Here is a 20,404-nt window from a genome sequence, read left to right on the forward strand (position 1 = left end):
GGAATTATGAGTGTTTTTAATAAAGAATCTGACTTTGAAGAAGCCTTAATAAACCTACTTTTTAAGAAAGGCTGGGATGAAAATGTCTTAAAATATAAAACTGAGCAAGATTTAATCAAGAATTGGGCGGATATCCTGTTTGAAAACAATAGAGATATTGACCGATTGAATGATTATCCTCTTACTGATGGTGAAATGAGTCAAATTATTGAGCAGATTACGAAGTTAGGCACTCCATTAAGGCTAAATGGCTTTATAAATGGTAAAACGGTGTCAATTACAAGAGATAATCCTGATGATATTGCTCATTTAGGCAAGGAAGTTAGCTTAAAAATATATGATAGACAAGAAATAGCCGCAGGACAAAGCCGTTATCAAATAGCTAGGCAACCGCAATTCCAAACAAAAGGGATAGTGAATGATCGCCGTGGCGATTTAATGTTGCTTATTAATGGTATGCCTGTAATTCATATTGAGCTGAAGAAAAGCGGGATTTCGGTTACACAAGCATGCAATCAAATAGAAAAGTATGCTCACGAAGGCATTTTTACCGGATTATTCTCTTTAATTCAAATTTTCGTCGCTATGGAACCAAACGAAACGCTGTATTTTGCTAATCCGGGAGTTGATGGCAAGTTTAATAAGGATTATTATTTCCATTGGGCTGATTTCAATAACGAACCTATCAATGATTGGGAAAGCATTGCTTCTTACCTATTATCAATTCCGATGGCACACCAGCTAATTGGTTTTTATACAGTGCCTGATGATACTGATGGAATACTTAAAGTAATGCGTAGCTATCAATATTTTGCTGCAAGTGCAATTTCTGACCGTGTGGCTAAAATTAGATGGGATGAAAAGAACATTTACGGCGGATATATTTGGCATACAACAGGCTCAGGAAAGACAATGACGAGTTTTAAGTCTGCACAGTTGATTACAAATTCCAACGATGCCGATAAGGTGATATTCTTAATGGATAGAATTGAATTGGGTACACAATCTTTATCAGAATATCGTGGTTTTGCCAACGAGGGAGATTCTGTTCAAGCGACTGAAAATACAGATGTGCTTATCACAAAGCTTAAAAGTGATAATCCCGCTGATACCTTAATAGTTACTTCAATTCAAAAAATGAGTAATATAAAAGAAGAAGGTAGCTTTAACTCTGAAGATATAGCAAGGATGAACAAAAAACGCATAGTATTTATTGTCGATGAAGCTCACCGCTCGACTTTTGGCGTAATGCTTTCAACAATAAAGAACACTTTCCCTAATGCTATATTCTTTGGGTTTACAGGGACGCCGATTTTAGATAAAAATCAAAAGAAATCCCATACCACAGCAACCGTTTTTGGTAATGAACTACATAGATATAGTATCGCAGACGGAATAAGGGATAAGAATGTTCTTGGTTTTGACCCGTATCAAGTGCTTACCTACAAAGATAAAGATTTAAGACGTGAAGTCGGTTTGGAAATGGCAAAAGCTAAGGACGAAGCTGATGCTTTTAGTGATGAAAAGAAAAAGAAAGTCTATCTTGACTTTACCACTGCTGCTATAACTCCTATGGCTGGATACTATAAAGATAATAAGTATATAAAAGGCATAGAGGATTATCTAAACGAGGGGCAATATGACCGTGACGTTCATAGAAACGAGGTAGTAAAGGATATTATTGAGAACTGGGTTACTTTAAGTCATAACGGCAAATATCACGCTATTTTTGCAACAAGCAGCATAAACGAAGCCATAGAATACTATCGCTTGTTCAAATCGAAAGCGAAAAATATGAATGTTACTGCATTGTTTGACCCCAACATTGATAATAAAGGCAATGGTATATTCAAAGGTGACGGATTAGCCGAAATAATTACAGATTACAATGCAAAGTATAATCACGATTTTTCTTTGGCTACTTCGGGCAAGATGAAAAAGGATATGGCTCTTCGTCTTGCACACAAATCACCATACATTTCGATTGAAAACGACCATTCAAAGCAGATTGACTTACTTATTGTCGTTGACCAAATGCTAACTGGCTTTGATTCAAAGTGGATAAATACGTTGTATTTAGATAAAAAATTGGAGTCAGAGAGAATTATACAAGCGTTTTCTCGAACAAATCGTTTGTTTGGACCGGACAAACCTTTTGGTACTATTCGGTATTATCGCAGACCTCATACAATGAAGAAAAATATTGAGCAAGCCTTTAAGCTATATTCTGGCGATAAGCCTTTTGGGTTATTTGTCGATAAGTTGGAAGATAACCTTAATAATATGAATGCCGTCTTTGTTCAAATTAAATATGTATTCGAGCTAGCAGGAGTACAAAACTTTGAGAAGTTACCGTCAGAACAAGCTGACAAAGCTCAATTTGCCACGTTATTTAAGTCGTTTAATGGTTATTTGGAAGCTGCTAAAATTCAAGGCTTTGTGTGGAGTGAGTTGAATTACTCATTCCACCATAAAGGCAAGTCAAACACTTCTATCAAGCTTCTGTTAGACGAAAATACCTATATGGCGTTAGTTTTGCGTTATAAAGAATTGTTTTCTAAAGAACCCGGAACGCCAAATGATGATATTCCTTATGAAATCGATGGATATTTAACAGAGATTAACACAGATACCATTGATGCTAACTATATGAATTCACGCTTTAAAAAATGGGTAAAGTCTTTGCACGACAAAGCTTCTGCTGAGATAATCAATCAAGCATTAGATGCCCTGCACAAGACTTTTGCAACATTGACACAAGTTGAGCAAAAGTATGCCAATATCTTTTTACATGACATTCAAAGCGGTAACGTTAGGATTGATGAAACAAAGAGCTTAAAAGAGTATATAACAGAGTATCGTGCCGCTGCAAAGAACGACCAGATCCATAGATTTGCATCTAATCTTGGAGTGGATGAAGAAAAACTGCGAGAGTTTATGAAGCTTGATATCAATGAGGCAAATATAAATGAGTATGGTAGATTTAATACATTGAAAAACTCTGTAAATAAGTCAATAGCTAGAGAGTTTATTGAAAAGAAAAAAGGAAAATCTATTCCACCCTTTAAGGTCACAATGATGATAGATGAATTGTTAAGGGAATTTGTTATAAGTGGTGGTTTTGATATAGAAGAAGCTAACTTATAGAAGTTTTTTTAGCCTAGTCTTATAAAAATCTCAGTTTAACTTAGGCTGCAAAGATAGTTTAATTAGCCAAAACAAAAACTATTAGTAATACAATGCAGGGATATTTGTATTAACGTTAAGGAGTTTTAATGAAAAAACTAACATATGTAATGGTGGCTTGTGCTTTAAGTGCAAGCTTGCAAGCTTTTAGCATAACTGAGATGCCTTCAACTTCAAACCGTGTCATGCCAAGTAATCATGGTAGCATCTACTCTTATCATGATTCTATAAAAGATGCCTCCAAAGCTGTAGTTAATATCACCACCGAACAAAAAGTAAAAGATAACAACTCTCCATTTAACGACCCCTTCTTTCAGCAGTTTTTTGGAAATATGATGCCCCCACAAATGCAAAACAGAGAACAAACCGGTCTTGGTAGTGGCGTCATCATGACAAGTGATGGCTACATAGTTACTAACTATCACGTAGTAAAAGGCGCTGATAAGATAACAGTAACTTTGCCCGGAGATAACAAAAAGTATAAAGCCAAACTTATAGGCAAAGACCCACAAAGTGATATAGCAGTTATAAAGATAGAAAAGAAAAACTTACCAGTTATAAAGTTTGCCGATAGTAATACTTATAAAGTCGGCGATGTAGTCTTTGCTATAGGGAATCCTTTCGGTATAGGTGAGAGTGTAACTCAAGGTATAGTCTCAGGGCTTAATAAGCATGGCTTTGGGATAAGCAACTATGAAAACTTCATACAAACAGATGCAAGTATCAACCCGGGCAACTCAGGTGGTGCCTTAGTAGATAGTAGAGGTGCTTTAATAGGTATAAACACAGCCATCATCTCTCGTACTGGTGGAAACAACGGCATAGGCTTTGCCATACCTTCAGACATGGTAAGAAACATAGCTACTACTTTAGTAAAAGATGGCAAGGTGCAAAGAGGCTTTTTAGGCGTTATGATGAAAGACCTTGATAGCTCCCTAGCCTCTTCTTATGATAATAAAGAAGGTGCTTTAGTTATACAGATAAGCCCAGACTCCCCTGCTAAAAAAGCTGGAATCCAAGTCTGGGACTTAATCACTGCAGTTGATGGCAAACCTATAAAAGGAAGTGCTGACCTTAAAAACACTATAGGGGCTTACGCACCAAACACTAAGATAACCCTAACCATCATGCGTAATAAAAAGCTAGAAAAGATATCACTTACCCTAGCAAAACAACAAAATGACGATGATGGCTTTACTACTATGGATAATGGCAGTCAGTCTGAAAGCACTGAAGGTATAAGTGGCTTAAGCGTAGCCCCGCTAGATAACCAAGTAAGACAACTTTATAATATCCCTGATGACATACATGGAGTTATAGTAAACAACGTCAAACCTAACTCAAAAGCAGACCTTGCTGGCTTTAGCAAAGGAGATATCATCTCACGCGTTGAAAACGACGATATAAAAAATATCTCTGACTTTAACAAAGCCATGCACAAATACAAAGGCAAGATGAAAAGAATCCTAGCCTACAACATAGATGGCACAGTAAAAGCTATAACCCTAAACTAAGCCTTACTTAATACTAAACTCCCTATTTTAGATTCTAAGTCTTTTGGTTAAAAGGCTTAGAATGCTTACAAACTTCATTTTAACAATGCAAATACTTAAATACCCTTGCCAAATCCACCAGACTAGCTAAAATACACCATTTTAGATTCTATTTTAACTAGGAGTAAAAGCATGGAAGTTTTACAAGGCGGGATAAGTACTCCTAAAGGCTTTAAGGCTGGAGGGAAGGCAGTAGGTATAAGAAAGATAAGAAAAGATTTAGCACTTATAGTAAGTGATAAGTTTTGTACATTTTCAGGTGTCTTCACACAAAATAAAATCAAAGCCGCCCCCGTGCTTTGGAGTCAAAAACTCCTTCACAATAAGATAAAAGGCATAGTTATAAATAGTGGTAATGCAAATGCATGTACTGGGAAAGAAGGCTATGAAGACGCTAAGATCATGGCGGCAACGTTAGCTATGAACTGCAATGTAGAATCAGAAAATATACTAGTAGCAAGCACTGGCGTTATAGGTGTGCCTTTGCCCATAGAAAAGATAGTCTCTGGCATAAAAAGCATGAAAGACACTTTAGAATCTAGTGCAAGTGCAGACTTAGACTTTGCAGAAGCCATCATGACTACTGATACTTACTCAAAAACTTACTGCGTGGCAACTGTGGTTAATGGCACAAGGGTCACTATAGGTGCAAGTGCTAAAGGCTCAGGCATGATACATCCTAATATGGCTACAACTTTGTGCATGATAACTAGCGATATAAACATAGATAAGGCCTTGCAAGATGAGATATTAAAAGATGTCGTAGATGAGACTTTTAATATGATGAGTGTTGATGGTGATACCAGCACTAATGACTGTATGTTTTTAATAAGTAATGGAGAAGCGGGAAATGCAATACTAGATTCCAAAGGGGCAAGCTATGAGAAGTTTAAAGCTGCACTCTTGGCGGTTTGCAAGCACTTAGCTATTGAATGTATAAGAGATGGCGAGGGTGCTACTAAGCTTATGGAAGTAGATATAAAAGGGGCTAGAAGCAACAAAGATGCAAGGCTTATAGCAAGAAGTGTTACAAGCTCTACTCTTTTTAAAGCAGCCCTTTTTGGAAGCGATGCTAACTGGGGAAGGGCACTTTGTGCTATAGGCTACTCAGGTGGTGAGTTTAATGAAAACACAGTTGATATAGCTATAAGAAGTGTAGCTGGCACCTTAGATCTTATGGTTAAGTCAAAGCCTATAGTCTTTGATGAAGAAAAGGCTAAAAACATACTTTTAGAAAAAGATATCTATATAGATGTGAACTTAAATGACGGGGACTGTGAAGCCAAGGCTTGGGGCTGTGACCTAAGCTATGAGTATGTAAAAATTAATGGAGACTATAGATCATAATGAAAGATAGTGTGATAGTTATAAAGTACGGCGGCTCAGCTTTTATAAATGAAAAAAATAGTGTCATAGACGACATAGTAGCTTTGCATAAAAGTGGGGCTAAGGTAGTTTTAGTCCATGGTGGTGGCAAGGATATAAGTAAGGCACTTGTTAAAGAAGGGATAGAATCAAGATTTGTTGAAGGCTTAAGGGTTAGTGATAAGCAAAGCATGGAAGTTATAGACCTAGTCTTAAGTGGAAAGATTAATAAAAACTTAAGCTTTCTTTTAAGCTTGCAAGGGGTTAATGCACTAGGGCTTAGTAGCAAAGATAGCTTGCTTTTAAAAGCTTCTCCTTTAGACTTAGCAAAGCTTGGCTTTGTAGGAAAGCTAGAAAGTGTAAACGCTAGCTTACTACACACACTTTTAGATTCTAAACTACTTCCAGTTATCTCCCCTATAGGAGTGGACATTAAAGGCGAGATATATAATATAAACGCTGATCATGTAGCTTTAGGCGTAGCTTCTAGCTTAAAAGCCTCTAAGCTAGTCTTTTTAAGTGATATAGATGGAGTATTACAAGATAAAGATGATAAAACTTCTAGGTTTAATAAACTAAGTCAAGAAAAAGCTTTAAGCTTAATAGAATCTGGCGTGATAAGTGGAGGCATGATCCCAAAGGTTAGATGTGCCTTAGAAGGCGTAGAATCTGGTGTAAAAGAAGTAGTTATACTTAATGCTAATACGCCTAATGTCTTAAAAAGTTTTTTACTAGAAGGCAAAGAGCTAGGGACTAGATTCCTAAAAGCCTAGATGTTATATAGCTATTAACTGAAAATATAAATCATAAAATATTTATAAGATAGATTTTTATTAGACAAGCACCAAGATATTAAATGCACTAAGCGCCTTTGATATCTTAATGAAAATGCCTGCCTTAGCAGACATCTATACAAAAAAACTAGTTTGCCTTTGTAGTATCAACAGCGTTAGGGTCTGGGAAGTAGTGTCTTCCACTTATCATCAAGTCAGCCCCACCGTTTGGATACTTAACAGAGTTCCATATAACCATATAAATATGCACTGGGACAAATAGCATAAAGCCCCACATACAAACATGGTGTATCTCTCTAACTATACTTAGCCCACCTACAAGAGTGCTAACCCAGCCAAATATATCTCCTAAAACTCCCCCAAGGCCTAAGTGATAGACATTTGCATAAAGCACTACACCACTAAGTGACACTAAAAGCGTAAGCACTCCTAGACAAAAATACACCACATACTGAAGTGGATTATAAACTCCTTTTATATGTGGATGCTTAGATATAAAAAGATAGCTTCCTATAGTAGCAAGCCATATTTTTGCACTTAAAAGCTGCTTAAAAGATACTCTCTCATCTTTAGAAGAAGGTGAGAATATATAAAGATATAGCCTAAATATAGCCGCATAAATCAGTATAAAGCCAAATATTACATGCCCACTTCTAATATAGGCTTGCAAAAACATAGTTGGCTTCCCATCAGTTAAGGGCTGTAAAAATGGAAAAGCTATATAGAATCCTGAAGCTATAAGTATGATAATACTTATAGCCCTAACCCAATGCAAGAACACAGTCGTGCTCCCTAGCATCACTTGCTGTTTGTATAAAGTAGGTTGCTTCATAGTTGCCTCCTTAGTTAGACTAAGCTTAGATTCTAGCCATAGATGGCTCTACTTTATAAGCGCTTATCTCATTACCCTTTGTGTCCATTAAGTGCACAGCACAAGCTATACATGGGTCAAATGAGTGGATAGTACGCACTATCTCTAATGGCTGAGATAGATTTGCTATCTTAGTTCCTATTAAACTCATCTCATAAGGACCTTTGTGGCCTGCTTTATCTCTTGGACCTGCATTCCAAGTAGAAGGAACGACACACTGATAGTTTTCTATAACACCATTTTTAATCCTAGTCCAGTGACTAAGCATACCACGAGGCACATCGCCTATATATCTGCCCTTATACTCTTTGTCTTTGTCTATAGAGTAAGTAGCACAAGTTGCAGAATCTGTTTTAAGGTTATTTATAAGTTCATTAAAAGTTTCTAGTCCGTGATCTGCTATAAGCTTAGCTTCTATACCTCTTGCTGCTGTCCTTCCTAATGTGCTAAACACTGCTTTTAAAGGCAAGCCAGTCTTTTTCAAGAAGTCAGTAGCTATGGCTTCTGTCCTTTCATCTTTTGCAGCAAGTGCTACTACTAAAGAAGCAAGTGGACCAACTTCCATAGGCATAGAATCATATCTTGGAGACTTGATCCAGCTGTACTTTTCGTTAGTTTTAAGTAGCTTAGTAGGCTCATTTTTACCACTAAGTCCTATACTTTCCCCATCTACAAAGCCAGTATAGTTAGGGTTAGTTTGCCCATCATAAGGCTGCAAGGCTATCTCATTTGTATTTTCATACTTATACCATGAGTTAGTGACTTCTTCTTTTATAAGGTCTTCATTTATAGGATGAAGCTTGCTTAAGTCGCCATTTAAAACTATGCCACTTGTTAGCAAGAAGTCTTTGCGATTTAACCTTATCTCTTTTGAACTCATAAAGTTTAATAAGTTACATCCCGCAGTCGCACTTGGCTCATTTACATAAACTTGCCCTGCCATGATTAAGTCTGGGTAATAAGCCCTATTAACAAAGTCAGCGACTTTATCAAACTTGAACTTATACTCAGCCAAACGACTTGGGTCTAATACGTCCATAACTGAAGTGATACCACCTACTGTTAGGCTTTGAGGGTGAGGCTGCTTACCACCAAAGATGGCCATCATCTTAGCGGCTTCTCTTTGAATCTCAAGTAGTTTTAGGTAGTGAGAAAGTACTATGAGGTTTTGCTCTGGGCTAAATCTATAAGTAGGATGCCCCCAGTAGCCATTATTAAACGGCCCAAGTGCTCCTTTAGACACAAAGTCTTTTACTCTGTTTTGCACAGCACGAAGCTCATCTTCACCTGCTGCTATTGGGTTATCAGTATAAGCAAAGGCTAGCTTTGCAGCTTTTGCAGGAGAAGCACTTAAAGCAGATACTACATCACACCAATCTAGCCCATGAAGTGTATAAAAATGCACTGCGTGATCGTGCAAGAAAAGTGCTTGATCCATCAAAGATCTTATAAGCTGTGCATTATAAGGTGGGACTATGCCAAGGGCGTCTTCTACAGCCATGATACCTGCTCTATAGTGAGAGTAAGTACAAACGCCACATATCCTTCCAGCTAAAAACCCCGCATCACGCGGGTCTCTTCCTTTAAGTATAACTTCTATACCTCTCCACAAAGTAGAACTTGAATATGCATCAGTTATTACATTATTATCATCTACTACTACTTCTATCCTTAAGTGACCTTCGATTCTAGTTATTGGGTCTACTACTATCTTTTTTGTCATTCCTATCTTCCTTTTTTAGAATCTATTTTGATTTAGTCACACTAGAAGCTACGGCATGGGCTGCTATACCTATAACAGTTATAGCTAAAAGTACAATGCCCGCAGTATCTGCAGTTTTATCGGCACCAAAACCAGCATAAGCTGTGCTATAAAGCCTATTGCCTAGAGGCTCTTCAAAAGGGCTCATAGTATCCCAAAAGTCTGGTTCACTACAGCCTATACAGCCATGTCCTGCACCTACAGGCCAGTTAGTATGAGAGTTAAATCTAAGTTTTGAACAGTTATTAAATGTATAAGGTCCTTTGCAGCCTACTTTATATAGACAAAAACCATTTTTAGCATTTTCATCGCCAAAGTGCTCTACAAACTCACCTGCATCAAAGTGCCCGCGTCTTTCGCAAAGATCGTGGATTCTGTGCTGATAAGCCCACTTTGGTCTATTAAAACTATCAAGGGCTGGAAGGCTTCCAAGTAGTATATAGTTGATTAGATTCCCAACTATATTTTTCTCACTTGGTGGGCAACCTGGTACGTTTATAACTGGCTTATCTATCATCTTACTTAGTGGTTGGGCATTAGTCGGGTTAGGATTTGCCGCTTGAACACCACCAAAGCTAGAACAAGTACCTATAGCAAGTATAGCTGCTGCGCCTTTTGCAGCCTCTCTGGCTTCTTGTGCCCCTGTCCTACCTTGTGCTCCTATAGTTAAAAAGTACTCATCTTTTGGTATACCACCTTCTACCATCAGCACATATCTGCCATAGTAGTTTTTCATAGCATCATGCAAGCTTTTTTCAGCTTGATGCCCAGCAGCAGCCATAACAGTCTCATGATACTCAAGGCTGATAAGATCAAAGATTATAGAATCAATGCCCGGGTCTTCAGTCCTAAGCAAGCTTTCACTACAGCCTGTACACTCAGCCATATGTAGCCATATAACTGGCACCCTATTAGCAAGCTCAGCAGCCTTTAAAGTAAGTGGCGCAAAGCTTGCAGGCAGGCCAATTGCCGCTGTCATAACAGCTGCCCATTTCATAAAATCACGCCTTGAAAAACCACTCCTTTCTAAAACCTCAGCCACATCTTTAGAATCTTCATCCTTATAATATGGATTAAGCTTAGCTAGGTTGTTAAGCCTTTTTTGCATCTTCTTAAAAAGCTTTGTCTCCTCAGCTGAACTCATCTTAGGATGATTGCTAATCTTTTCTTCCTTATCTAAGCTGTTATCTTCTGGTGAACCTAGAGATATCATGGCGTCTCCTTTTGTAATGGGGGTTAAAAACAGTGTTACTAACTTTATCAAAAATTACAAAAAATATATCTTAATATTGCTGCACCTAAACTACATTGTAGGAGTAAAATGTTAGGAAAAGTAAAGCAAAGTTAAATATTTATTAAATAAAGCAAAAAGCGTCATTTTTGTAAAAATAAATATAACCAAAGACTAAATAAACGTTACTAAAATAAAATATCATCACAAAACTTTATGTAATAAAAACACAAAATTAGCCTTCAAGGCTAGCTACAAAAAGTACTATAGTCAAAAGAGGTCTTTTATCCCAAAGATAAAGATTATAAATATAATGATAGGGATGATGAACTTCACATAGTGATACCATATATTAACTATCCACTTATACCTGCCATTTAGCCCATTTGAAAGCTCTTCTTTAGCAACACTCTTCATAACCCATCCTACAAAGATAGCACTTCCAAAAGCAGTCACTACAAAAAAGATATTTCCACTTATATAATCAAAGGCATCAAATATATTAAAGCCTAAGATTCTAACACTAGCCCATGGCCCATAAGCTAGTATACAAGGGATGTTACCAAGGATAAAAAAGACAACTAAGACTATAGTTGATGCCTTCTTTCTAGTCATCTTAAGCTTTTCACTTACTACAGTTACTAAGACTTCATAAAGTGTGATAGAAGTAGTAAGGGCAGCAACTATTAAAAGTAAGAAGAAAAATATCGCTACAACACTTCCAAAGTGCATATGAGAAAAAACTATAGGCAGTACTTCAAAAACTAGCTTAGGACCAGAATCTGGTGCTAAACCAAAGCTAAAAAGTGAAGGAAAGATCATAAAGCCAGCAAGTAAGGCTACTACTGTGTTTATGATGCCAGTTATGACTGAAGTTTTTAAGAGGTTTTCACTTTTGCTTAGATATGAAGATAGAGTTATCATAACTCCAAAGCCCAAAGACAAAGCAAAAAAGACTTGTCCTAAAACGGCTATAAAAAGCGTAGGAGTTATCTTACTAAAATCTGGTTTTAGATAAAACTTTATACCTTCACTCGCACCGGGTAAAGTTACATTTCTTATCACAATGGCAATTAAGCAGATAAAAAGCAAAGGCATCAAAAACTTCATAGCCCTCTCAACGCCATCACTTAGCCCCTTAGCCAATATAAACCAGTTTATAAGTATAAAAATAATCGTATAAAGGCTTATCATCCAAGGGGAATGCTCTATATTGATGTTATAAAAAGTACTAGTCATCTCTTTGGTTATAGGGGCTGCTAGGTTAAGTGCACCTGTAAAAATATTTACTATATAGGTTATAACCCAGCCTCCTAAAACCATGTAGTAGCCAATGATGCCAAAGCAGCCTATAAGTCCTAAGATTCCAACTATCTTCCAAAACTTAGACCCATAACCATCATAGGCATCAAGTGAGTTTTTATGTGCCCTCCTCCCTATGACGTTTTCAACTAGTATCATAGGTATACCAACTATAAGCATGGCTATAATGAAAGTTATTACGTAAGCCCCTCCTCCATTTTGCCCTACTAGATAGGGAAAGCGCCAAGTAGCTCCAAAGCCTATAGTCGCCCCAGCAGTTGTTAAAATATAAGTAAGACTACTAGACCAAACGTGTCTTTTTTGCATAAATACCCCTTTGATAATGTTGCGATATGGTTTTAGTATATAGATTTTTTCTAGAAACTTAAAGTATTTTAATGAAAAGCTTACCTTTTGAAGCATATAAAACATATATTAAGTAACATTAAGAAACTTTTTAGTTTAAGTATTTAGCCTTGCTAAAAAGAAAGGATTGATGAAAATAAGAGGAAGTTAAAGGCTAGTGGAAGTAATGATTTGGAGGGTTTCAAACTAAAGTCTATAAAGCTATAGAATCTAGATTCTATAACCTTAATATCTCATCTAGCTTTCTAGATACTTAGTATCTATACGGCTATGTTTAAAGTCTGCATTATCCATCATTTTTAGGTGAAAAGGTATAGTAGTTTTTATACCAGTTATACTAAACTCATTCAAACAACGTCTCATCCTAGCTATAGCACTTTGCCTATCTTTACCCCAAACTATAAGCTTCCCTATCATGGAATCATAAAACATAGGCACATCATAGCCTGCATAAACGTGGGTATCTAGTCTTACATTCATCCCACCGGGTGCTATAAAGCTTTCAATCTTGCCCGGACTTGGGTAAAACTTCTCAGGGTCTTCAGCTGTTATCCTACACTCTATACTATGACCTTTTAGGTTGATGCTTTCTTGGCTTGGCAGCTTTTCACCCTCAGCTATACGTATCATCCACTCTACTAAGTCAAGCCCGCTTACCATCTCACTTACAGTGTGTTCTACTTGGAGACGTGTGTTCATCTCCATAAAGTAAAAGTCTTTATTATTAGAATCTAATAAGAACTCAAAAGTCCCAGCACCCACGTAGTTTATATACTTTGCTGCATTTACTGCAGTTTTTAAAAGCTTTTCTCTTACCTCATCGCTTAAAACTACAGCAGGCGTTTCTTCTATAAGCTTTTGTTGGCGTCTTTGTAAAGAGCAGTCCCTCTCACCTACATGTATCACATTACCATGTTTATCAGCCATGATTTGTACTTCTATATGCTTTGGACGGCTTATAAACTTTTCCATATATATTGACCCATCACCAAAGGCACTAAGTGCTTCAGATTCAGCAGCTAAGTAAAGGTTTTTAAGTAAGCTTTTATCCTCAACCACACGCATACCACGTCCGCCTCCACCAGCTGCTGCTTTGATGATGACTGGATAGCCTATCTTATCAGCTACTATCTGGGCTTCTTCGTAGTTTTTAAGCTTGCCTTCACTTCCTTCTATGACTGGCACTCCAGCTTTTTTCATGCATTCTTTTGCCTTGGACTTATCACTCATAAGCTCCATAACTTCTTTACTAGGGCCTATAAACTCAACTCCATGGTGAGAACAGATCTCTACAAACTTTTGATTCTCACTTAAAAAGCCATAACCCGGGAATATAGCATCAGCTTCAAATAGGTCAACTGCACTCATAATTGCAGATATATTAAGATAACTCTCACTTGACTTTGCCCCACCAACACACACTTTAGCATCAGCTACATCTAAATAATGTAAGTTGCTATCAGCAATTGAATGTATAGCTATTGCTTGCTTGCCCATCTCTTGTATAGTTCTTATAGCGCGAAGGGCTATCTCACCTCTATTTGCTATTAAGATTCTTTGGAGATGTTTTTTCTCTACTTTAGGGCGTTTTTCGACTAACTTCTTCTCATCATCATGTTTTTTACTCATACTTTCTCCACCATCACTAACTTTGAGCCATACTCAACTGGCTGAGCATCACCTACTTCTATGCTTAAGACTTTACAGTCAAACTCTGCTTCTATCTCATTCATAATCTTCATAGCTTCAACTATACCTATAACAGTGCCCTTTTTAATGATATCTCCCACACTTATATAAGGATCAGCACCCGGACTTGGAGACTTGTAAAATGTACCAACCATAGGTGAAGTTATATAGTCTGCACTTACTGCCTTGCTAGCAGGCATTTGTGAGACTTCAAGTGAAGTAGGAGTAGCCATCCTTGGAGATTCCATCTCAGCTTGTAATACAACTTCATTAGATACAGGACTGCTAGCAACCCTCAAAGCCCTCTCCTTAGTGCCTTTTTGTAGTGTCAAAGAAAAGCCTCCTTCTTTAATCTTAAGAGTGCTTGCTTCAGAGCTACTAAAAAGCTCCATGATTTCTTTTATGTCTTCTACATTCATAGTGGTTGTCCTTTTGTGATTTTAGGATAATGATTTGTGATATGATAATAGCATATTTATAAAAAAGGACATGTTCGTGGGACTTAAAAGTGATGGCTGGATAAAACAAATGTGCTTAGAAAAAGATATGATAAGCCCCTTTGTAGAGCAGACTTCAAAGGGAGTTGTAAGCTATGGACTAAGTAGCTATGGTTATGATGTAAGAGTGGGAAGTGACTTTAAAGTCTTTACTAACTTAAACCACGCTCTAATAGACCCTAAAAACTTCTCACAAGATTCTATCATTGACATAAAAGCAAAAGATGGCTACTGCATCATCCCTCCTAACTCCTTTGCCCTAGCTGACACTATAGAAGTTTTTAAAGTCCCTCGTGATGTGCTTTGTATCTGCTTAGGAAAAAGCACTTATGCAAGATGTGGAATCATAGTTAATGTAACACCTTTTGAACCAGAGTTTGTAGGTAATATAACTATAGAGATAAGTAACACAACCCCACTCCCAGCTAAAATCTATGCTAATGAAGGCATAGCACAAGTCCTTTTCCTCCAAGGAGATGAAGAGTGCTTACAAAGCTATAAAGATAAGCTAGGTAAGTATCAAAACCAAAGCGGTATAACGCTTCCTAAAGTTATAAAAAAGAGTTAAAGAAAAAGTTTTTTAAAAAATTATATAAGCTTTATGTGAGTAAAAAAGTATAAATCATAAAGCTTTATCACAAAAGCTTGCTTGCAAACCTTTATACTAAAAGCATCTTTTAGCCAACTCTTCCCCTATGCCAACTCTTCCTTGCTTAAGGATTTGACACAAGATAGGCTTTTATCTCCCTCGTAAAGATATTAGATTCTATAACTCTTGCTTTATAAGTGCTAAAAAACTCTAAGTCATCTTGACTAAAGAGTGTAATATTTGCATCTTTTAACTCCCCATCTTTACAGTAAGTTTTATAGGCTTTAAAGTCTTTTAGGCTAGCTAAGTCCTTTGGCTCTAACGCTTCTAAGCTCTTTTCTTGCAACTCCAAAAGACTTGAAGGTAGCTTTTCTAAGTTTAGTTTTTCTAAGACTATGACATCTAACTCTAAGTTATTAACATCTTTAAGCTTTACTTTTGTAAGTTTTATCTTAGTTTTTAGTTTTTCTAACTTTAAGTGCACTTTTTCTAACTCTGCTTTTAAAGTCTCCTCCCCTGCTTCTTCTTCACACGCCTTTACTTCTAGTGCTTTAAGCCTTTCTTTTAAGACTTCTAAGTTAGCAAACATAGAATCTAGCTCACTTTGACTACCAAGCAAAGCCCTAGCCTTCCTAGCAAGCTTTATGTTAGTAAACTCCCTACTTGCTAGCTTTATAGTGTAGTTTTGCATATTTAAAAACTCTAGCGTGCTTAAGATCTCAGTTTTGGCAAAAACTGATCCCATGATGCCATCATCATAAATATAGCTACTTAGAATCTTATGCACAAGTAAGTCGCTAAAACGCCTTATAGGCGAGGTAAAGTGAGTATAAGCAAGAAAGCCTAAGGCAAAGTGAGGTCTTAAAGCCACATCATAGATAGCACGCGGCATGGAGCGGATTATTAGCGTATCTACAAGATCGCCAAGCCCTTTGTCTAAAGCCTCTTCTTGAAAGCTTTTTAACATCTTTAAGGTATCGCTGCTATTAGTCTTTTTAAGGCCTAAAAGCTGCAAGTCTTTTTCTAAAACTTTTAACTTTTTAGATTCCATTACGTTATGAGTTCTAAAGATAGCATTAGGAAGCTTGGCTAAAAGCTTCGCAGCTTCAATATTAGCCAAAAGCATGGCTTCTTCTATCATGTGATAGCTAAAATTTTTGCCATGAAGATCAAAGTTAAAGCCAGTTTTTAGACGCTTTTTCCTAAGCTTTACACTTAAAGCTTGAAAGTCTTTTATAGAGCTAAAGCTTTGTGAGTTTAAAAGTTTAGATTCCCTAACTTTTATACTTACTATCTTTTTAGGCTTAAACCTGCCTTTTTTAGTAAGTTTAGCGCTTAAAGGACTAAAACTTAGCACGTCAAAAACACTATCATAATCAGTCTTTAGCTTTGATCTAATAACTGCTTTAAAAAGCCTAGAATCTAAAATCTTCAAAGTCCTTTTATTAAGCCTTATCTCCCAGACAAAAGCTAGTCTATCAACCCCTGAGTGAAGGCTACAAGCCTCACTGCTTAAAACTTGCGGCAGCATAGGAAAGACCTCATCACCAAAGTACATGCTAAAGCCCTTAGTTTTTGCCTCATCATAAAGCTTAGAAAAGTTAGGCACAAACTCACTCACATCAGCTATCGCCACATAAAGTGTTGCATGTTTAGCATCATAGTAAAACGCATCATCTACATCTTTAGCCCCAAGTGGGTCTATACTACAAAATGGCAAGGTCCTTAAGTCATATCTTTGCTTTAAGTCAAGTGGTTTTTTAAGATAAAGCTTGCTAAATCTAGCTAGGCTTAAGCCCTCTTTGCAAGCTAGGCTTTTAGCCATAGAATCTGCTTCTTTTAAAGCCTCTTTACTAAAAGCACTTGCCTTATATCTAGCCTTAGCGTCTTGTAACTCATGCACATTAAAAACACTGCTAGCATCAAACTTAGGATGATAAAGATCAAAAAGTGACATAGCAAAAAGGCAGTCTGTGTCTTCATCTTCCAAGCTTCCAAGTGCTTCTAAGATGTTATTAGCCTTGCTTAAAACTACTAGAGTGTCAGTCTTTAAAGTGCTTGTATTCTTATAGCTTGCAATAAGTGGTAAGTCTTCATTAAGCCTTAAAAAAAGTGGGATCTTTTTGCCTAGCATCGATGCGCCTACTTTTGAAGCTAAGTCATCTTTTGGCATTCCTTTAAACATAGGGTCTTTAGAATCTACCCTAGTAAAAAGCCCTAGTTTTAAAAAGCTATATACCTTAGCCAAAAACACAGGTCTGCTTTTTAAGCTAACACAAAGAAATACATCTCCATCCTTACCGCCTACTTCACCCCTCATTCGCACTCTCTTAGCCTTGCCTATACTAAAAGCCTGCATATCTCCACTACTATCTTTATAAACTCTTACAAAAGAAAACCCAGACTTTAAAGAGATCGTATCACTCCTTATATCAAAGCAAGAAAACTTAGAGTTTAGCTTAGAGGCTATGCTTAAGGCTTCTTTGTTGCGGTTAACTTGGCTTTTTGATACAGCATAGATAAAAGCTTTTATAGCACTGGGATTAATATTACTTAGGTCTATAGAAACCCTAGCTATTTGACTTTGTTTTCTAATGTGCTTTTTTCTTTTTTGCCTAGAAGCTTTTTGCTTCTTTTTTTGATTTAGTAGATTCCTTTCTTGCTTTGTGCTTGCACTCTTTGCTTTTTTTCTTTCTTTTTTAGTAAACATCCCTATCCTATGTAGTCAAGCTTTTTTCTACTATAAGCTTAGCTTCTTTCAAAAAGATAGAAGGCTTATAGTCTATATTCTTATATCTATCAAACTTGGCATAGCTTAGTATGAGTTTTGATTTCGCCCTAGTTGTAGCCACGTAAAAAAGTCTTCTTTCTTCTTCTAAAGAGCCACTTTTTGCCATAAGCTTAAGGTTAGGAAAACGCCCCTGCATAAGGTCTATGACAAATACACACTCAAACTCTAAGCCCTTGCTTGCATGCACAGATAAAAGATTAACGCCTTTGCCTTCAGCAGCTTCAGCACTTTCCATAGTAAGGGCGTTTAAAAAAGTCTTCATATCTTTATAGTTAGCACTTAAGTGTTGTAATAAATCAAACTTTACTTTTATCCTATTTAAACTCTCAGCCTTCAAGCTTTCACTTATGCTGCCATCTTTTTGCCTAGCCCTAGACGTAGTTAAAAAGTCTATATAGTCTTTTACGAAGTTAGAGTTATAGATATAACCTAGTGCATACTTCAACTCTCTAAAGTTAGTAAAACCTCTAAAAAGAAGATAAAGATTTTGAAGACTTAGTGCGCCTTCTGTTGTTAGCCTTGGGTGACTTAAAACTGGATGATTACTAAAGCTTTTATCTAAGCTTGCATGATTAATCTTAACTTCTTCAAAAAGCGAAGTTGTGTTATAAGGCTTTATATCACTAGCTGGAGTAAGTAAGCCTTTTATAACATCACCACCTCCTAGTTTTAAAAGGGCATCAAAAATGTCTTTAGCGACATTAGAACTTATAGCCTTGCTGATATCTAGTACATGTAAAAAGCTCATAACATCTTTTGGATTAGCCAAGATCGCACATATATTTAAACAAAGCCCTATCTCTTTGGAATCAAAAAAAGACGTACTGCCCCTACGCTTACTAGCTACGCCCATAGCCCTAAGACAAGCTTGCAGTCCATCAGCACTGGCATTGTTTCTATAGATAATGGCTATGTCACTATGAGGCATCTTAGCATTAGCTATGATTTTTGAGATGGCATTATATTGCTCATAAAGATCTTCATAAGCTAGCAGTTTTGGCTTTGTAAACTCACCTTGTTTTATGACTTCTAGCTTTTTGGGATAAATTCTTGGATTATGCTCTATTACTGTGTTTGCTAGCTCTAAGATGTGACTGCTGCTTCTATAGTTTTTATTTAGTGAGTAAACCCTAGCATCGCTAAAGTCTTTAGTAAAGTCTGTAATGATTTGTATATCTGCACCATTAAACCCATAGATACTTTGATCATAGTCTCCAACGCAAAAAAGACTTTCTGGGCTTAGGGCTCTTAGTATAGAGTACTGCAAAGGATTAGTGTCTTGATACTCATCGCATAAAACCTCAGTATAAAGCACTTCGTTATTAAGCCTTTTGCTAAGTACTTCTTCTCTATAAAGAAGTAGTAAATCATTATAATCAGCATAGTTATAGCTTTGCTTTAAAGCATTAAACTCTAAAAATAGTCTTTCATAGATACCAGAAAACTCTTCACCACCAGTGTCATTTTTAGATTCCAAAAAGTCTGTGAAGCTCTTTTTGAAACTAGAGTTTATATAAAGACTATAAGCATCATATAAGTACTGATAGCCATAGGCTTCTTTGTTATTAAGCAAGTACTTATCATAGATGCTTTTAAAAAGCATCTTAAGCTCGCGTGGGGTTTTAAGACTTATATGCCTTGTCTCTTTTAGATACTTATAAGCCACGCCGTGAAAGGTCCCTGCGTTTATACTTTGAGATATCTCTTTAGAGGTTAGCTTTTCTAAGCGGGCTATCATCTCTTTTGAAGCTTTGTTGGTAAAAGTAAGAAGTAAAATCTTACTTGGAGGTATGCCAAGACTTAGAAGGTGTTTTATGCGATTAACTATAGTTGAAGTTTTGCCAGTGCCTGCACTCGCTATTATAAGGTTGTGTCCAAGTGGAGCGTTTACTGCGGCAAGTTGTTCTTCATTTAGCATCTTTGACCTTTTTAATGCTTTTTTATTTTCAAAAAACAATATACCATGTAAACATCTAAAAGCATCAATCACTTAAATATCTAGCCTATAAAAATAAAAACTTTATCTTTGATATAAGTTATGTAAAGCACTAAGTTTGCAAACTAGCTTACTTTAGGCTTTAAAGATGAAAAGTTTAAATCATGCAAGCTAAGCAACAAGCATAGCGATAATAAAAACCTAGATTCCATAAATCTATATATTTATAATCCCCCCTACAAGAAAAGAATCTAAACTTATATCCTCTTCCTATTAGCATCATTCATTATCTCATCTGCTATATGAGTTACAGAGTTAGAAATCTTAGAAGCATCATCTGCTATGTTTACATTACCTTGAGTAGATTGCTCTAGTAAAGATATAGCATCATTTATCTGAGTTATACCATTAGCTTGTTCTTTTATAGATTCAGCCATGTCATTAATTGATTGAACTAAGATATTAGTATTAG

Annotated in this window: 13 protein-coding genes and 1 pseudogene; 5 read left to right on the plus strand and 9 right to left on the minus strand. The window is 36.6% G+C overall.

The features are described from left to right. Positions 1–6 precede the first annotated feature (6 nt). The 4 genes from BKH40_RS01260 to argB all read left to right on the plus strand — a co-directional run bounded on the left by BKH40_RS01260 (position 7) and on the right by argB (position 6,877). Complete coding sequence (locus BKH40_RS01260; protein ID WP_095276111.1) at positions 7–3,147, plus strand: HsdR family type I site-specific deoxyribonuclease; 3,141 nt, start codon at positions 7–9, stop codon at positions 3,145–3,147. Between the two features lie 128 nt (positions 3,148–3,275). Beyond that, complete coding sequence (locus tag BKH40_RS01265) at positions 3,276–4,700, plus strand: DegQ family serine endoprotease (protein WP_095276112.1); 1,425 nt, start codon at positions 3,276–3,278, stop codon at positions 4,698–4,700. Positions 4,701–4,871: 171 nt separating this feature from the next. After that, positions 4,872–6,086 (plus strand): bifunctional ornithine acetyltransferase/N-acetylglutamate synthase, encoded by a 1,215-nt coding sequence (gene argJ / locus BKH40_RS01270; protein WP_095276114.1) that lies wholly within the window; start codon positions 4,872–4,874, stop codon positions 6,084–6,086. Further along, complete coding sequence (argB, locus tag BKH40_RS01275) at positions 6,086–6,877, plus strand: acetylglutamate kinase (RefSeq protein WP_095276116.1); 792 nt, start codon at positions 6,086–6,088, stop codon at positions 6,875–6,877. The genes argJ and argB overlap by 1 nt, the downstream gene beginning before the upstream one ends. A 148-nt stretch (positions 6,878–7,025) precedes the next feature. On the opposite strand, the gene cybH is transcribed toward argB, so the two are convergent. From cybH to accB, 6 genes are all read right to left on the minus strand, one after another. Beyond that, positions 7,026–7,730, minus strand: coding sequence for a Ni/Fe-hydrogenase, b-type cytochrome subunit (gene cybH / locus BKH40_RS01280; protein ID WP_095276117.1), 705 nt, complete (start codon positions 7,728–7,730; stop codon positions 7,026–7,028). Positions 7,731–7,755: 25 nt separating this feature from the next. Continuing rightward, a complete protein-coding gene (locus BKH40_RS01285) occupies positions 7,756–9,492 on the minus strand; it encodes a nickel-dependent hydrogenase large subunit (protein WP_095276119.1) in 1,737 nt (578 codons plus the stop codon). Positions 9,493–9,514: 22 nt separating this feature from the next. Further along, the gene (locus tag BKH40_RS01290; protein WP_095276156.1) at positions 9,515–10,675 is read right to left on the minus strand and encodes a hydrogenase small subunit; all 1,161 of its coding nucleotides are present in this window, start codon (positions 10,673–10,675) and stop codon (positions 9,515–9,517) included. A 357-nt stretch (positions 10,676–11,032) separates the two neighbouring features. Beyond that, a complete protein-coding gene (locus tag BKH40_RS01295) occupies positions 11,033–12,391 on the minus strand; it encodes a sodium-dependent transporter (protein ID WP_095276121.1) in 1,359 nt (452 codons plus the stop codon). A 276-nt stretch (positions 12,392–12,667) separates the two neighbouring features. Then, positions 12,668–14,059: an acetyl-CoA carboxylase biotin carboxylase subunit gene (locus tag BKH40_RS01300; protein ID WP_095276123.1), complete on the minus strand. Its 1,392-nt coding sequence runs from the start codon at positions 14,057–14,059 to the stop codon at positions 12,668–12,670. Beyond that, positions 14,056–14,538, minus strand: coding sequence for an acetyl-CoA carboxylase biotin carboxyl carrier protein (accB, locus tag BKH40_RS01305; RefSeq protein ID WP_095276125.1), 483 nt, complete (start codon positions 14,536–14,538; stop codon positions 14,056–14,058). The genes BKH40_RS01300 and accB overlap by 4 nt, the downstream gene beginning before the upstream one ends. A 76-nt stretch (positions 14,539–14,614) precedes the next feature. Here accB and dcd point away from each other — a divergent pair, with 76 nt between their 5' ends. After that, a complete protein-coding gene (gene dcd, locus BKH40_RS01310; RefSeq protein ID WP_095276126.1) occupies positions 14,615–15,184 on the plus strand; it encodes a dCTP deaminase in 570 nt (189 codons plus the stop codon). Between the two features lie 145 nt (positions 15,185–15,329). On the opposite strand, the gene BKH40_RS01315 is transcribed toward dcd, so the two are convergent. From BKH40_RS01315 to BKH40_RS08680, 3 genes and pseudogenes are all read right to left on the minus strand, one after another. Next, entirely contained in the window at positions 15,330–17,915 is a 2,586-nt protein-coding gene (locus tag BKH40_RS01315; protein ID WP_095276128.1) for a ribonuclease catalytic domain-containing protein, read from the minus strand. Positions 17,916–17,922: 7 nt separating this feature from the next. Beyond that, positions 17,923–19,914 (minus strand): ATP-dependent helicase, encoded by a 1,992-nt coding sequence (locus BKH40_RS01320; RefSeq protein ID WP_095276130.1) that lies wholly within the window; start codon positions 19,912–19,914, stop codon positions 17,923–17,925. A 275-nt stretch (positions 19,915–20,189) separates the two neighbouring features. Continuing rightward, positions 20,190–20,404: pseudogene (locus BKH40_RS08680) on the minus strand (methyl-accepting chemotaxis protein); the annotation flags it as partial.

This window comes from Helicobacter sp. 11S02629-2 (assembly GCF_002272875.1).
Taxonomy (GTDB): Bacteria; Campylobacterota; Campylobacteria; order Campylobacterales; family Helicobacteraceae; genus Helicobacter_I.